Below are 15,795 nucleotides of genomic sequence, written 5' to 3'. Positions count from 1 at the left end.
GCGTCAGTTAAATCAATTCCCGCAGGCGATACCACAGCATCCCCAACGCCAGCAGCGGCGACCGCAGCGCCTTGCCACCGGGAAACGTCATGTGCGGTACCTGGCTGAAAATATCCAGCCCGGTGCTGTGACCGGCCTGGATACCCTCGGCCAACAGCCTCGCGCACCAATGCGTCACGTTCAGCCCATGCCCGGAATACCCCTGGGCGTAAAACACGTTGGGGTACTGCTTCAAGCGACCGACCTGCGGGAAGCGATTGGCGGTAATGCCGATCTTGCCGCCCCACTGGAACTCGATGGCCGTATTGGCGAGCTGCGGGAACACCTTGAGCATTTTCGGCTGCATGTAAGCGGCAATGTCCGCCGGGTCGCGGCCGGAGTAATGGCAGGCGCCGCCGAACAACAGGCGCCGGTCTGCGGACAACCGGTAATAATCCAGGCCGACCTTCTGGTCGCACAGCGCCAGGTTCTGCGGGATCAGTTGGTTGGCCAGATCCGCCGATAACGGCTCGGTGGCGATGATGTAGCTGCCGGCCGGGAGTACCTTGCCACTCAGGCGCGGTTCCAGCTCCTCCAGATGAGCATTGCACGCCAGCACCAGGCTAGCGGCGCGCACCGTGCCGCCGGCGCAGCGCACGTGCACCGTGTCGCCGTGGATCAGTTCGAGTACTTCGGTGTGCTCGAAAATCCGGACCCCGAGGGATTCGGCCAACCGAGCCTCACCCAAAACCAGATTCAACGGGTGAAGATGCCCGGAGCCCATGTCCACCAGGCCGCCGGCATACACCGGCGAGCCGACTACTTGCTGTATATCCTGCGGCCCCACCAGACGCGTTTCGTGGGCGTAACCCAGCGCCGCCAGGTGCGCCTGCTCGCCCTTGAACGCCGCGAATTGCGCCGGGGTGTTGGCCAACTCGCAAAAGCCCCAGCGCAAGTCGCAGTCGATGCGGTGCGTTCGGATACGCTCGCCCACCAAGGCCACCGAGTCGATGCCGGCGCGCTCCAGGTAACGCACGCCCTCCTCGCCCACGTACTTGCCGAATCCCGACACGTCATGGCCGATACCGCGAATCAACTGCCCGCCGTTGCGCCCGCTGGCACCCCAGCCAATACGGCGGGCTTCCAGCAGGACCACCGAGAGCCCGCGCTGGGCCAGTTCGATGGCGGTGTTAACGCCGGTGAAACCGCCGCCGATCACGCACACGTCGGCGGTCAGCTCAGTGCCCAATGCGGGTCGCTCCGTCAAAGCGTTGGCCGTAGCCCGGTAGTAGGACCGGGCGTGGTCAGTCGACTGAATCATTTGTTGGTCTTCACTTTGCTCCAGGCGCGGGTCATCAGGCGCATGGTTGCCGGGGTCGGCGTGGTGGAAATATAGAGTTTGTCGAGCACGTCCTGGGACGGGTACACCTCAGGATTATTCACCAGTTCCGGGTCCATGAACGCCTTGGCCGCCGGGTTGGCGTTGGCATACCCCACCGAGGCGCTGACCTTGGCGATCACTTGAGGGTCGAGCAGGTAGTTGATGAACGCGTGGGCTTCTTTCGGGTGACTCGCGTCGGCGGGAATCGCCAGCAGGTCGAACCACAGGTTGGAGCCTTCCTTGGGAATCGAATAGGCGATCTTCACACCATTCTTGGCTTCCTTGGCACGGTTGGCCGCCTGGAACACGTCGCCGGAATAACCGAAGGCCACGCAGATATTACCGTTGGCCAGGTCCGAAATGTACTTGGAAGAATGGAAATAGGTGATGTACGGCCGCAGCGTCAGCAGCTTGGCCTCGGCCTGCTTGTAGTCCTCGGGATTCTCGCTGCGCGGGTCCTTGCCCATGTAATTGAGGATCGCCGGGAACAGCTCGTCCGCCGAATCGAGGAAAGCCACGCCGCACTGGTTGAGCTTCTTGATGTTCTCGGGCTCGAACAGCACCGCCCATGAATCGATAGCGTCGATGCCCAGCACCTCTTTGACCTTGTCGACGTTATAGCCGATGCCATTGGTACCCCACAGGTACGGCACCGAGTGCGCGTTGCCTGGGTCATTCTTTTCCAACAGCTTTAGCAACTTGGGGTCGAGGTTCTTGAAGTTGGGCAGTTGCGCGCGGTCCAGCTTGAGGAACGCACCGGCCTTCACCTGGCGCGCCAGGAAGTGGTTGGACGGCACCACCACGTCATAGCCGGTGCGTCCCGCCAGCAACTTGCCCTCCAGGGTTTCGTTGGAGTCGAACACGTCGTAGATCGGCTTGATCCCAGTCTTGGCCTGGAAGTCGGCCAGGGTGGTCTCACCGATATAGTCGGTCCAGTTGTAGACGCTGACCGTCGGCGCCGCCTGGCTGGCGCTGCTGAACGCAGCCACCAGGGCCAGCGGAAAAAGCTGTTTCACAAGACGCATATCGACACCCCTTTTTTGGTTTTTTTAGACGCTCAACAGCAGGAACTCGCGCTCCCAGGAACTGATCACCCGTTTGAAATTCTCGTGCTCGGCGCGCTTGACCGCGACGTAGCCGCGCACGAACTTGTCGCCCAGGTACTGCTTGACCGTGGCGCAATCCTCCATGCGTGCCAGCGCATCTTCGAGGGTGAACGGCAGGCGCAGGTTACGGCGCTCGTAGGCGCGGCCCTCCACCGGCGCGCTGGGCTCGATCTGTTCGATCATCCCGAGGTAGCCACACAGCAGACTAGCCGCTATCGCCAGGTAGGGATTGGCATCGGCGCCGGGCAAGCGGTTTTCCACGCGCATGGCGTCGGGACTGGAGGTGGGCACACGCAGGCCAACGGTGCGGTTTTCTTCGCCCCATTCGACATTGACCGGCGCCGAGGTGTCCGGCAGGAAGCGGCGGAACGAGTTCACGTTGGGCGCAAACATCGGCAACAGCTTGGGGATGTACTTCTGCAAGCCGCCGATGTGGTGCAGGAAAAGCTGGCTCATCTTGCCGTCGGCATCGACGAACACCGGTTTGCCGGTGGCGATGTCGACCACGCTCTGGTGCAGGTGCATGGCGCTGCCAGGCTCGTCGGCCACCGGCTTGGCCATGAACGTGGCGGCCACGTTGTGCTTGAGCGCGGCCTCGCGCAGGGTGCGCTTGAACACGGTGATTTGGTCGGCCAGGTCGAGGGCGTCGCCGTGGCGGAAGTTGATTTCCATCTGCGCCGGGCCGTCTTCGTGGATCAGCGTGTCGAGGTCCAGGCCCTGGGCTTCGCACCAGTCGTAGACGTCTTCGAACAGTGGGTCGAATTCGTTGGCGGCGTCGATGGAAAACGACTGGCGACCGGTCTCGGCGCGACCGGAGCGGCCAATCGGGGTTTTCAGCGGCAGGTCCGGGTCTTCGCAGCGCTGGGTCAGGTAGAACTCCATTTCCGGCGCGACGATCGGCTGCCAACCCTGGTCGGTGTAGAGCTGCAGGACTTTCTTCAGCACGTTGCGCGGCGACAGTTCGATGGGGTTGCCCTGTTTGTCGAAGGTGTCGTGGATGACGATCGCGGTAGGCTCGATGGCCCACGGCACCACATAGGTGGCGTGGGACACCGGACGGCAGATCATGTCGATGTCAGCCGGGTCGAGCAGGTCGTAGTAGACATCGTCGTCGACAAAGTCCCCGGTTACCGTTTGCAGCAACACACTTTCCGGCAGGCGCATGCCTCGCTCATGCAGGAACTTGTTGGTGGGCGCAATCTTGCCGCGTGCGATGCCAGTCAAATCACTGATCACGCATTCGACTTCGGTAATCTTGTGTTCTTTCAGCCAGGCGGACAGCTGATCGAAGGGGGCGTTCATAAGGACCTCGTCATGGGTTGGGTGCATGCGCCGGCTTGTACTCCTGGCGCATTGAGGTCTATCTTGATGCCGCCGCCCCTGCGGCATCTATCCACTTTGCACGAACCACAACGCACCAATAGAGTGCGCCCAGGTTACCCATGACACAGGCAACAGCTTTGCGCGTACAGGCCTTCACCACCGGTGATGTGGCTGCTCAATGCAGTGCGACACCCGGTTGGGTGCAGCAGTACCAGCAGATGTCCCCAGGGCATTTCGCCGGGCGAATCCGCTACCTGGACCTGCAAGGTGTGCAGGTGTACGAAGAGTGCATGAACACCCGCGTGGAGCAGCATTTCAACGCACCGCCAGGCTCGCTGGCCTTCTGTTTCGACGGCAGTGACAACGCGCTGTACCTGCTGAACGGTGAAAGCCACAACACCTGGATCACCCCGGAAAACTACCGTGAAGTGGCGGTGGTGTTCGGGTCGCAATTCGTGCAACGCCATGGGCTGGATGTGGCGAAACTTGAAGGCCTGTTCATGGCGCCGCTGACCTGCCAGCAGAATGGACTGTTCAGTCGTTGGTTGAGTGGCACCCTCACCCGCCTGTCCACAGCAATCGACCCCGCCAGCCGCGATGCCCTCACCCAGCAATTGCTGGAAGACTGCCTGTTCATCCTCGACAACGCCTGCGTATGCCTGGACCGCCACTCGTTGCAGCGGCGCAGCGAAGAACGGCGATTGATGGCGCGCATCGGCGAATGGGCGGCGGATGCTCCGGATGAGATCGTCAACGTGTTGGAACTGGCGCGGATTGCCGGCGTGCCATTGCGTCAGTTGCAACAGGGGTTCAAGACCTACACCGGGATGAGCCCGGCGCAGTGGTTGCGGCTGCGCCGGTTGAATGGGGCGCGGCGGGAGTTGTTGCAGACCCGTGAGACCACCGTCGCTGAAGTGGCGATGAATTGGTCGTTCTGGCACCTGGGAAGGTTCTCCAACAGCTACCGCGCCCTGTTCAAGGAGTTGCCCAGCGAGACCCTGAAGCGTCACGCCTGACTGCGGGCGCTATTTCAGGAAAGTGCCAATTAAGTGGTTGACCCGCTCCGCCGCCTCCATCTGCACCATATGGCCCTGTCCCGGCAAGATCTCCACTTGGGCGTCCAACCCCTCGGCGTGACTGGCCGGGATGATTGCATCGTCGCTGCCCCAGATCACCAGGCTCGGCTGTCGGCCCACCACATGACGCCTGTCCAACCTCTGTCGTCCGCCTTCGAACAACGCGGCATTGAGCTGCCGCAATGCCGGGTCGACTCCTTCCAACCGCTTGAACTTGAGCATGTCCTCCAGCATCTGCCGCGTCACCAGCGCGGGATCGCTGAACAGTTGGATCAATTGCGGCTTGAGCGCATTGCGGTTGTTGGCCTCGGCAAACCCTTGCAGGTAATCACCGTTGATGTCCATGCCCAGACCGGCGCTGGCGATCAGGGTCAGTGAGGCGACGCGCTGGGGCGCCCGGTCGGCAACGGTCAGCACGACCAGCCCGCCCATGGAGTGGCCGGCCAGGTGCACGCGGTCGAGCTTTAGATGATCAAGCAGGTCCAACACCGCTTGGCTCAGCTCATCAGCATCGCCGCGTTGCAGTTGCTTGCCCGACTCACCATGCGCTGGCAGGTCAAGGGCGACCACACGGCGTTCGGCGGCCAATGCCGGTTGGTTGAACAGCCAGTTGTTCAGGTCGCCACCGAATCCATGAACCAGCACCAACGGAATGCCACCCTCGCCCAAGTCGAGATAGCGCAACAAACGCCCGCCTATTTCAACCTTCTGCGCACTGGGCCCCGAGGCCTCTGCTTCGGCGGTACTGGAAACAAACCCGGCGTTGAAATGTTCGATCACCGCATCGATTTCTGCCTCGGTGGCCTCGCCCTCTACCACAATCCCCAGCAATGCGCCCACCGGCAGCGTCTCGTCACTCAGCGCCAGCACACGGCGCAGCACGCCAGTGAACGGTGCCTCGACGCTGCTGGAGATCTTGTCGGTCTCCACGTCCAGCACTTCCTCACCCTTCTCTACCCGGTCGCCGGGTTGCTTGAGCCAGACATCAATACGGCCCTCGGTCATCGATAGCCCCCACTTGGGCATGGTCAAGGTATGGATCATGCGGCGGTCCTCTTGTCGGCGATCTTCAGCACGGCGGCCTCGATCTTCGCCGCATTGGGGATGTACAGGTCTTCCAGTGCATCGGAGAACGGCACGGGCGTGTGCGGCGCGGTGACCATTTGGATCGGCGCGCGCAAGAACGAAAAGCCCTGCTGGGCGACCAACGCACTGATATCAGTGGCCATGGAGCAACGCGGGTTGGACTCGTCGATCACCACCAAGCGGCCCGTCTTTTCCACACTTTCAAGGATGCTGTCTTGATCCAGCGGGCTGGTGGTGCGCAGGTCCAGCACCTCACAGTCGATGCCTTGTCGTGCCAGCTGGGCGGCGGCCTCCAGGGCGATATGCACCATGCGCCCATAAGTCACCAGGGTCACATCCTTGCCCTCGCGAACAAAGTTGGCCTCACCGAAAGGCACGGTGTACAGCTCTTCGGGCACCTCGCCCTGCAGGCTGTAAAGCATCTTGTGCTCAAGGAAAATCACCGGATCGTTGTCGCGGATCGCCTGGATCAGCATGCCCTTGGCATCATACGGCGTGGCCGGGCACACCACCTTGAGGCCGGGAATGTGGGTCCACATTGAAGTGAGCATCTGCGAATGCTGGGCCGCCGCACGCAGGCCGGCGCCGTACATGGCGCGAATCACCAGCGGCGTTGTGGTCTTGCCGCCGAACATGTAGCGGAACTTGGCGGCCTGGTTGAGTAACTGGTCGAGGCAGCAGCCGATAAAATCGACGAACATCAATTCGCACACCGGGCGCATGCCACGGGTGGCAGCACCGACCGCCATGCCCACGTAGCCGACTTCGGACAACGGCGCATCGAGTACGCGCTCGGGAAACTCCGGGTACAGACCCTTGGTCACGCCGAGCACGCCGCCCCAGGCATCCTGCTCGCCAGGTGAGCCGGTGCCGCCGGACACATCCTGGCCAATAATGAACACGCTTTTGTCGCGGCGCATTTCCTGGGCCAGGGCTTCGTTGATTGCCTGCTGATAGCTGATTTTGCGAGCCATAAGATTCTCTCCACCTATTGTTGTTATTAGGGATACGCGACGTAGACGTCGCTGAGCAGGTCGGCGGCCTGGGGTTTGGGGTCGGACTTGGCCAGGCGCACGGCGTCCTCGATCAACTGCGCGACCTCGCCATCAATGCGCTCGAATTGCGCCGCATCGAGCCAGCCTTCGGCGCTGCAACGCTGACGAAACAGCGCCAGGCAGTCCGCGTTTTCCCGCAGGTTTTTCACTTCGTCGGGGCCGCGATAGGTTTGTGCATCGCCTTCGAAGTGGCCGTAGAAGCGGCTTAACTTCACTTCCACCAACGTTGGCCCGTCGCCCTTGCGCGCACGCTCCACGGCGACGCCAAGCGCTGCGTGCACGGCGAAGAAATCATTGCCGTCGACGATCACTCCCGGCATGCCAAAGCCCACGGCCCGTTCGGCGATGTCCTTGCACGCCACCGACCAACCGGAACCGGTGGCCTCGGCATAGCCGTTGTTTTCCGCGACGAACAGGCACGGCAGTTTCATGATCGAGGCCAGGTTCATCGCCTCGAACACCGCGCCTTCGTTGGAACCACCGTCGCCAAAAAACGCCACGGCCACGCCCTGGCTGCCCTTGAGCTTGGAGGCCAGCGCCGCGCCGGCCGCCAACGGTGCGCCGGCGCCGACAATGCCGTTGGCACCGAGCATGCCCTTCTCCTGGTCGGCAATGTGCATGGAGCCGCCCTTGCCGCCGCATACGCCGGTTTTCTTGCCGTAGATCTCGGCCATCATGCCAAACACATCCACGCCCTTGGCGATGCAATGGCCGTGGCCGCGGTGGTTGGAAGCAATGCAATCCTCATCATTGAGGTGAGCCATGACCCCGGCGGCGCTGGCTTCCTGGCCGGCGTACAGGTGCACGAAACCGGGGATCTCGCCGGTGGCGAATTCCACATGCAGGCGTTCTTCGAAATCACGGATGGTGCGCATCACGGTGTAGGCATGCAGCAATTGATCGGTGGACAGGTGAGTGGACATCTTGTTGTTCTCCAGGTTGTCTCGACGCACAAAAGGCTGGCTGCGGCCAGCTACAAGCCCTTCAGCACAGCCTGTGCCAAGGCCAGCAAAAACCTGGCAAAGCCTTGACCCAGAGCAGTTCCTTACGGTTGTGCCGCTAAGACAAGCCAGCGCAGAATGAGACGCGGCATTGCAACGTGCGGGCCGCGTCTCGGGCGGTTTGAGACGCTGCGTCTCATCCTGGGCAGTTGGTCAGCCCGCGCTTGTCCGACCCGACGCATGCGCGCTTAATAACGGGCATAACAACAAAGATCGAGAACCGGAGGCTTTATGCTCGCCGCGCACTCCAGAGAACACGTCGACTGCGTCAGTCGTGTGGTCCGCAACGCCGATCGCCTGCCCCAGGCTCCGGTGCCGTCGCTGATTTTCGATTCGTGGCGACGCTCCATGGAGCAACATCACCTGGACCCCGGTTCCCTGCAGGGGCCGCGCATCCTTAGCGAACCATTGCTCAGGGAGTGCCGCGAGCGCGCCGACCTGTTCATGCGCATTGCCAGCGAAGAAGTCGGGCAACTGCACCACCGCGTGCGGCATGCCGATTACTGCGTGATGCTGACCGACGCCCAGGGCCAGACCATCGACCATCGCGTGGACACCTCGATCCGCAACGACTGCCGCAAGGCCGGCCTGTACCTCGGCACCTGTTGGTCGGAAGCCGAAGAAGGCACTTGCGGCGTGGCCACGGTGCTCACCAGCCAATCAGCGGTGACGGTGCACAAGCGCGACCACTTCCGCGCAGCCTTCATCGGCCTTACCTGCTCCGCCGCGCCGATCTTCGACCCTCAAGGCAATCTGTTGGGGGTAATGGATGCCTCGGCACTCAAATCTCCGGATGACCGCCGCAGCCAGCACTTGGTGCGCCAGATGGTAGCCCAGAGCGCCCAGGCCATCGAAAACGCTTTTTTCATGCACAGCGCCCGCCAGCACTGGGTGCTGCAGGCCCACAGCACACCGGGATACGTGGACAGCCAGCCCGACCTGCTGCTGGCCTGGGACCAGGACGGCCGCCTGCATGCCCTGAACAGCAAGGCGCGCCAGGCTCTGCGCCGGCGCTTTGGCCAGGTGCCGGAGCATATCGGTGATGTATTCGACTTGGACGCCTTGCGCGCCGTGACCCACGATGCCACCCAGCAGTTGCCATGGTTGGGGGAGCCGGGGGTCCTGCACGTACGCGTCAATGCCCCGCGACGCAAACCGGCGCGTGCGGCGGTGATCCCGCTGGTCGATGCGCGCGTGGAGGAGCATCTGCGCCTGGCCCTGCGAGTCAAGAACCGTAACCTGCCAGTGCTGGTACAAGGCGAAACCGGTGCGGGCAAGGAGGTGTTTGCCCGCCAGTTGCATGAGCGCAGCGCCCGTCACACGGGGCCGTTCGTGGCGGTGAACTGCGCGGCGATCCCGGAAAACCTGATTGAAAGCGAGCTGTTCGGCTATGTGGCCGGGGCCTTTACCGGCGCGTCCAGCAAAGGCATGCCGGGGCTGTTGGTGCAGGCCGACGGCGGCACGCTGTTCCTCGATGAGATCGGCGACATGCCGCTGGCCTTGCAGACGCGCCTGTTGCGGGTGATGGCCGAGGGTGAAGTGGCGCCATTGGGCGCAGCGAAAACCCGTGCAGTGGATATCCATGTGATCTGTGCCAGCCACCGTGATTTGTCGGTACTGGTCAGTGAAGGCCGGTTTCGCGAGGACCTGTTCTTTCGCCTGGGTTGCGCACGCTTCTGCCTGCCACCGTTGCGCGAACGGACCGACAAGCTGGCCCTGATCAATCGGCTGCTGGAACAGGAAGCGCGCAACAGCAGGGTCTCGGTCGGCATCGCCCCTTCGGCGTTGCAACTGCTACTGGGTTACGCCTGGCCCGGCAATGTGCGGCAACTGCGGCATGTGCTGGCGTACGCCTGTGCAGTGTGTGAGGGCGGTACGGTTCAGGTGGCGGATTTGCCGGTGGAAGTGCGTGGGGAACAGGTTGCGGCACTGACGGAAGATCGCGCGAGTCCGGAACGCCAGGTGGTGCTGGATGCGTTGATTCGTCATCGCTGGAAGCCGTTGCCAACGGCCCAGGCGCTGGGAATTTCCCGTGCGACGCTGTACCGCCGCGTCAACCAACTGGGCATCGACATGCCCGGCAAACCGCGGCACTGACCCACACCGCAACACCGTAGGAGCCGGCTTGCCGGCCCCTACGGGGGAGATGGAGGGTCAGCGGTAGACCAGGCCACCATCGATCAGCGGCGATTGGCCGGTCATGTAGTCGGAGTCCGGCCCTGCCAGGTACGAGACCAACCCTGCCACGTCCTCCGGCGTTTCTGCACGGCCCAGGGCAATGCCATCCACATACTTCTTGTAGGTCGCGCCCACATCAGCGCCGGTGATTTCGGCCATGCGCTTGTCGATCTCGACCCACATATCGGTGCCCACTACACCCGGGCAATAAGCGTTGACCGTGATCCCGGCGCTCGCCAGCTCCTTGGCCGCGGCCTGGGTCAAGGCGCGCACGGCGAACTTGGTGGCCGAGTACACACCCAGTAACGCAAAGCCTTCGTGGCCGGCAATGGAACAGGCGTTGATGATCTTGCCCTTCTGCTTGAGCGCCTTGAACTTCTTGCCGGCCGCCTGGATACCCCACAGCACGCCCTGTACGTTGATACCCAGGGTGCGCTCGACCTGTTCCGGGCTGACCTCCAGCAGTGAGTCGATCTGCGCGACCCCGGCGTTGTTGACGATGATGTCGAAGCCACCCAGAGTCTGGTGCGCGTGCTCTACCGCTGCCACCACCTGCTCGCGCTTGGACACATCGGCGACGAACACCGAAGCCTGGCGGCCCAGCGCCACGACTTCGCTGGCCACGGCTTCGAGCCTGGCGCCATTGATGTCCACCAGGGCGATGTCGGCACCGTCCTGTGCCAAGCGCAAGGCGATAGCCCGGCCAATGCCTTGACCGGCGCCGGTGACCAGCGCGACTTTTCCAGTAATTGCCATGATGTTCTCCTGCGATGATGAGGGAAGCCTTGTCTATCGCAGGTCCAGCAAGGCGTGTCGAGGCGCGGGCTGATGGGTGTGCGGCTTGAGACGAAGCGTCTCAAGCCGCGAGTCATTCTCGAAAACTTGTAAAAGTGCGCACTTATGCCTAGCTTATGCGCCCCCCGCCCCGCGCTTTAAGGCCCTGCCCCCATGGTTTTGCGTTTTCGTCCCGTCGTCTCCTCACGTTTCGCCCTCGGCCTGCTGCTCAGTGGTGGCATTGGCAGCAGCCTGGCGGCGGAAATCGAACTGCCGGCAGTTAACGTCCAGGGCCAGGATGAATCCGGTTACCGCAGTGAAACCGCCTCGGTGGGCGGCTTCGATGACGCACCACTGCTCGACACCCCGGCTTCGATCACGGTGATCAACGCCGCGCTGATCAAGGACCAGCAGGCGCGCCTGCTCAGTGAAGTGCTGCGCAACGACGCTTCGGTGGGTGACAGTTATGCGCCCATCGGCTACTACGAAAACTTCGTGGTGCGCGGCTTTTCGCTGAATGCGGCGAGCAGCTACAAGATCAATGGGCGCACCATCACCGGCGAACAGAACGTCGCCCTGGAAAATAAGCAGCAGGTGGAAGTGCTCAAGGGCCTGGCGGGCCTGCAAAGCGGTATCTCGGAACCAAGCGGCGTGATCAATTACGTCACCAAGCGCCCGGAAGACGTGCGTTCGGTGACCGTCTCCACCGACGACCGTGGCAGCGGCTATGTGGCCACCGATGTCGGCGGCTGGTTCGGCAGTGAGCAACAGTTCGGCCTGCGTGCCAACGTGGCCCATGAAGACCTCAACGCCTATGTTGAGCACGCCAATGGCCAGCGCGATTTCGTGTCCCTGGCCTTCGACTGGAACATCAGCCCTGACGCGGTATTGCAACTGGACGCCGAGTACCAAAACAAGCAGCAGCGCTCGGTGCCGGGCTACCAGCTGTTGGGCGGCACCGAAGTGCCACATAATGCCTCGCCGAAAACACTGCTGGGTCACCAGACCGGTTCCAGGCAGGTGGGCATCGACTCGCTGAACCTCAACGGCAAGTTCGAATACCGTTTCAGTGATCAATGGAAAGGCAGCGTGAGCGCCGCGCGCAGCAAGGTGGTGATCGATGACTACAGTTCGTTTGCCTGGGGCTGCTATGGGTCGACCAGCTGCAGCTCATCGAGCGTGCCCAACTACTTCAGCCCTGAAGGCAATTACGACGTCTACGACTACCGCAGCCCGGACGACACCCGCCGCGACGACGAAGTGCAGGCGGCCATGACCGGGTTGTTCGACACCGGCGGTATCGGCCATGAACTGACCTTCGGCACCAGTGCTTTTCGCCGCGTGATCGACAAGCGCAAATCGGTGAACGAGTTCATCGGCACCGCCAATATCGATGAAGATGTACCGAGCTTCATGCCCACTGACAAACCACTGAACGACAGCCACCGCAACCTCGACAGCCGTCAATATGGCCTGTTCGTCACCGACCGCATCCGCCTCAACGAACAATGGCAAACCCTCCTCGGCGGCCGCGAAGTACGCCTGGATGAAAAAGCTTTCGACGGGACCACTGGCAACCAGACACGCCACACTCAGCAATACGTCTTCCTGCCGCAAGCGTCGTTGATCTACAAGCCCGTGGAAAACATCTCGCTCTACACCCGCTACAGCAAAGGTTTGTCCCTGGGCGGCACTGCGCCGTGGTTCGCCAGCAACGCTGATGAGACCCTGGCGCCCACCACCTCACGGCAAATCGAAGCCGGGGTGAAATACGACTGGCGTCGCATCAGCTTTGCCGCCGCGGTGTTCCAGACCCGCCAGGCCTACCAGTACGCCAAGCCGGATGGCGCCGGCCTCTTCACCTATGTGCAACAGGGCGAGCAGAAAAACACCGGGCTGGAACTGTCGGCCAACGGCTGGGCCACCGAGCGCCTGCAGATCGCAACCAGCGTGACGGCGATTCGCGCACGGGTGACCGGTAGTGGTACCGCGGACTATGAGGGCCACCAAGCGATCAACGTGCCCAAGCTGCGCGCCAGTGTGTATGCGGATTATGCGTTGCCGTGGGTGAACGGCCTGGCGGTACTGGGCGGTGTGCAATACAGCGCCAAGAAGTACGCCAATCGCAGCGGCAATGTGGAGGTGGGCGATTACGCCGTGGTGAACGTAGGCAGCCGCTACACCACCAAGGTGAGCGGCTATGAAACGGTATTTCGCCTGAGCGTCGACAACCTGTTCGACAAGCGCTACTGGCGCGACGCGGGCGAGTACATGGGCGATGACTATCTGTTCCAGGGCGCGCCCTTGAACGCGCGCCTGAGTGCGTCGGTCAACTTTTAAGGCTTACTTGGGCATCTTGCGGAAACCCACGGCCAAGCGGTTCCAACTGTTGATGGTGGCGATCGCCACGCTGAGGTCAACCTGCTCCTGAGGGCTGAATTCGGCGGCCAGTGCGTTGAAGTCCTCATCCGGAGCATGGGTCTGGCTGATCAGGGTCAAGCTCTCGGCCCAGGCCAGGGCGGCGCGTTCACGCGGGGTGAAGAACGGCGTTTCACGCCAGGCCGACACGGTGTACAGGCGGCGTTCGGTCTCGCCCCCTTTGCGGGCATCGGCGGTGTGCATATCCAGGCAGAAAGCACAGCCGTTGATTTGTGAAACGCGCAAGCGCACCAGCTCCAGCAGCGGCAGTTCGATGGACAATTTGCCGACGGCGGCTTCCAGGGCGAGCATGGCTTTCATGGCGTCTGGGGAGGCGGTGTAGAAATCGGTACGGGTTTGCATGGGGGTGCTCCAGGGCAGTGGGGATTGATGGCTAGGTTAGTCATCGGGCCTTGGGGGCGGAATATCCAATTTGGGGTAAGAATGGGTGACCAATTTTTGGGCGTGGGGAGTGTGTCGAAAACCGTTACCCAAATAACGGATTTGCCCAATCACCCCGGCAACGGAATCACCCTCAACGCCCTGACCGACTTATAAGAAAAGCTCGAATAAATCTCCTTGACGCAAGGCAGCGTCTGCAACACCTCCCGCGCAAACTCGCCAAACGACTCCAGGTCTTTGGCCACCACTTCCAGCAAAAAGTCATAGCGCCCCGAGACGTTATGGCACGCCACGATCTCCGGTATCTCCAGCAGCCGCTGCTCGAAAGCCCGTGCGATTTCCTGGGTGTGACTCTCCATCATGATGCTCACAAAGGCGGTCACCCCAAACCCCAAGGCCTTGGGCGAGAGGATCGCCTGGTAACCACTGATCACCCCACTCTCTTCCAGGTTACGCACCCGTCGCCAGCATGGCGAGGTGGTCAAGGATACGCGGTCGGCCAACTCGGCCACCGTGAGACGGGCGTTCCCTTGCAACGCGTTTAAAAGGGCTTTGTCGGTACGATCCAGGCTGACGGGCATAACTTGCCTCTGATTGTTGTTTTTAGCGGATTTTCATCCCGTGGTGCGGGAATTAGCGGCAAATATCGCAAAGTTCATCTTCAATTATGAGCATAGCATTGTAGGAAATAAGGAGCGCCCGACATGAACAATAAACACAATGCATTCGGCTTTTCCACCCGCGCCATCCACCACGGTTATGACCCCAAGGACCATCACGGCGCGCTCGTTCCGCCGATTTATCTGTCTGCCACCTTTGCTTTTCCCACCGCCGAATACGGCGCTGCCTGTTTCGCCGGCGAAGCCAGTGGGCACTTCTATACGCGTATTTCCAACCCGACCCTGGCGCTGCTGGAGTCGCGCATGGCGACCCTGGAAAACGGCGACGCGGCAGTGGCGTTCAGTTCCGGCATGGGCGCGATTGCCGCGACGTTCTGGACCCTGCTGCGCCCTGGCGACGAAGTGATCGTCAGCCAGACCCTGTACGGCTGCACCTTCGCCCTGCTGCACCATGGCATCGGCGAATTCGGTATCAAAGTGCGGCACGTCGACCTCACTGACCTGACGGCACTGCAAGCTGCACTCACCCCGGCCACCCGCATGATCTACTGCGAGACCCCGGCCAACCCCAACCTGCGACTGGTGGATATCGCTGCCGTGGCCGCCCTCGCCCACCAGCAGCCGAACGTCACCCTGGTCGTCGACAACACCTACTGCACGCCCTATCTGCAACGCCCCCTCGAGCTGGGCGCCGACGTGGTGGTGCACTCGGCCACCAAGTACCTCAGCGGCCACGGCGATATCACGGCGGGCATCGCCGTAAGCAACCAAGCCCTGGCCCAGCGCATTCGCCTGCAAGGCCTCAAGGACCTGACCGGTGCGGTGATGTCGCCCCAGGACGCCTCGCTGCTTATGCGCGGCCTCAAGACCCTGGCCCTGCGCATGGATCGCCATTGCAGCAACGCCCAGGCCGTGGCCGAAGCCTTGCAGGCACACCCGGCCGTGCAGTCGGTGACGTACCCGGGATTGCGCTCGTTCCCGCAGTACGAACTGGCGACACAGCAGATGAAAATGCCCGGAGGCATGATCGCCTTCGAACTCAAGGGCGGCATCGAAACCGGTCGGCGGTTCATGAATGCGCTCAAGTTGTTTACCCGTGCGGTCAGCCTGGGTGATGCCGAGTCACTGGCCCAGCACCCGGCGAGCATGACCCATTCCACCTACACCCCGCAGGAGCGCGCGGCGCACGGCATCAGCGAGGGATTGGTGCGTTTGTCGGTAGGGCTTGAGGACGTGGCCGACCTGTTGGCGGATGTGCAACAGGCACTGGCCAAGTGCACCCGTACTGCCACGCGTCCTTCCAAGCTGGCGAGCTTTTAATCCGATTTTCTAGGATTGGCCCCCCTTCCCGTCGCCGCCGCCATCCAACCGTGCCGCCATGCGAATGTCGATCTCA

The 15,795-nt window shown here is 62.1% G+C and carries 13 protein-coding genes; 4 read left to right on the top strand and 9 right to left on the bottom strand.

Features of this window, described 5'->3' with window-relative positions; translation table 11 throughout:
- Positions 1 to 7 precede the first annotated feature (7 nt).
- From AB4N92_RS23870 to AB4N92_RS23860, 3 genes are read right to left on the bottom strand one after another with little or no spacing between them, the layout of a single operon-like run.
- Entirely contained in the window at positions 8 to 1,300 is a 1,293-nt protein-coding gene (locus AB4N92_RS23870) for an NAD(P)/FAD-dependent oxidoreductase (RefSeq protein ID WP_236267320.1), read from the bottom strand.
- The gene (locus AB4N92_RS23865; protein WP_010211037.1) at positions 1,297 to 2,385 is read right to left on the bottom strand and encodes a polyamine ABC transporter substrate-binding protein; all 1,089 of its coding nucleotides are present in this window, start codon (positions 2,383 to 2,385) and stop codon (positions 1,297 to 1,299) included. The genes AB4N92_RS23870 and AB4N92_RS23865 overlap by 4 nt, the downstream gene beginning before the upstream one ends.
- 24 nt (positions 2,386 to 2,409) lie before the next feature.
- Positions 2,410 to 3,768, bottom strand: a complete 1,359-nt coding sequence (locus AB4N92_RS23860) for a glutamine synthetase family protein (RefSeq protein WP_010211038.1) — start codon at positions 3,766 to 3,768, stop codon at positions 2,410 to 2,412.
- A 140-nt stretch (positions 3,769 to 3,908) separates the two neighbouring features.
- Between AB4N92_RS23860 and AB4N92_RS23855 the strand changes: the two genes are divergently transcribed.
- Positions 3,909 to 4,805, top strand: coding sequence for a helix-turn-helix domain-containing protein (locus AB4N92_RS23855; RefSeq protein WP_042572049.1), 897 nt, complete (start codon positions 3,909 to 3,911; stop codon positions 4,803 to 4,805).
- Positions 4,806 to 4,814: 9 nt separating this feature from the next.
- Here the strand turns inward: AB4N92_RS23855 and AB4N92_RS23850 are convergent, their stop codons facing one another.
- The 3 genes from AB4N92_RS23850 to AB4N92_RS23840 are packed head-to-tail and all read right to left on the bottom strand — an operon-like array spanning position 4,815 to position 7,929.
- A complete protein-coding gene (locus tag AB4N92_RS23850) occupies positions 4,815 to 5,909 on the bottom strand; it encodes an acetoin dehydrogenase dihydrolipoyllysine-residue acetyltransferase subunit (protein WP_038453166.1) in 1,095 nt (364 codons plus the stop codon).
- On the bottom strand, positions 5,906 to 6,925 hold the full coding sequence (locus tag AB4N92_RS23845; protein ID WP_044287028.1) for an alpha-ketoacid dehydrogenase subunit beta: 1,020 nt from the start codon (positions 6,923 to 6,925) through the stop codon (positions 5,906 to 5,908). Before AB4N92_RS23845 ends, AB4N92_RS23850 begins: the two co-directional genes overlap by 4 nt.
- A gap of 26 nt (positions 6,926 to 6,951) precedes the next feature.
- On the bottom strand, positions 6,952 to 7,929 hold the full coding sequence (locus AB4N92_RS23840) for a thiamine pyrophosphate-dependent dehydrogenase E1 component subunit alpha (RefSeq protein WP_010211044.1): 978 nt from the start codon (positions 7,927 to 7,929) through the stop codon (positions 6,952 to 6,954).
- A 309-nt stretch (positions 7,930 to 8,238) separates the two neighbouring features.
- On the opposite strand from AB4N92_RS23840, the gene AB4N92_RS23835 reads away from it, so the two are divergent.
- Complete coding sequence (locus tag AB4N92_RS23835; RefSeq protein ID WP_042572047.1) at positions 8,239 to 10,104, top strand: sigma-54-dependent Fis family transcriptional regulator; 1,866 nt, start codon at positions 8,239 to 8,241, stop codon at positions 10,102 to 10,104.
- A 57-nt stretch (positions 10,105 to 10,161) separates the two neighbouring features.
- On the opposite strand, the gene AB4N92_RS23830 is transcribed toward AB4N92_RS23835, so the two are convergent.
- Positions 10,162 to 10,941, bottom strand: a complete 780-nt coding sequence (locus tag AB4N92_RS23830; protein ID WP_010211047.1) for an acetoin reductase — start codon at positions 10,939 to 10,941, stop codon at positions 10,162 to 10,164.
- A 192-nt stretch (positions 10,942 to 11,133) separates the two neighbouring features.
- On the opposite strand from AB4N92_RS23830, the gene AB4N92_RS23825 reads away from it, so the two are divergent.
- The gene (locus AB4N92_RS23825; RefSeq protein ID WP_044287026.1) at positions 11,134 to 13,299 is read left to right on the top strand and encodes a TonB-dependent siderophore receptor; all 2,166 of its coding nucleotides are present in this window, start codon (positions 11,134 to 11,136) and stop codon (positions 13,297 to 13,299) included.
- Positions 13,300 to 13,302: 3 nt separating this feature from the next.
- Here the strand turns inward: AB4N92_RS23825 and AB4N92_RS23820 are convergent, their stop codons facing one another.
- A complete protein-coding gene (locus AB4N92_RS23820) occupies positions 13,303 to 13,740 on the bottom strand; it encodes a carboxymuconolactone decarboxylase family protein (RefSeq protein ID WP_021491739.1) in 438 nt (145 codons plus the stop codon).
- 149 nt (positions 13,741 to 13,889) lie between these two features.
- A complete protein-coding gene (locus AB4N92_RS23815; RefSeq protein WP_010211050.1) occupies positions 13,890 to 14,360 on the bottom strand; it encodes an Lrp/AsnC family transcriptional regulator in 471 nt (156 codons plus the stop codon).
- A gap of 123 nt (positions 14,361 to 14,483) precedes the next feature.
- Here AB4N92_RS23815 and AB4N92_RS23810 point away from each other — a divergent pair, with 123 nt between their 5' ends.
- A complete protein-coding gene (locus tag AB4N92_RS23810) occupies positions 14,484 to 15,719 on the top strand; it encodes a methionine gamma-lyase (protein ID WP_010211051.1) in 1,236 nt (411 codons plus the stop codon).
- Positions 15,720 to 15,795: the final 76 nt, after the last annotated feature.

The sequence above is a fragment of the Pseudomonas sp. S3_A09 genome (assembly GCF_054668065.1).
The sequence above is the reverse complement of the archived record's forward strand: the minus strand, read 5'-3'. Positions and strand labels throughout refer to the sequence as shown.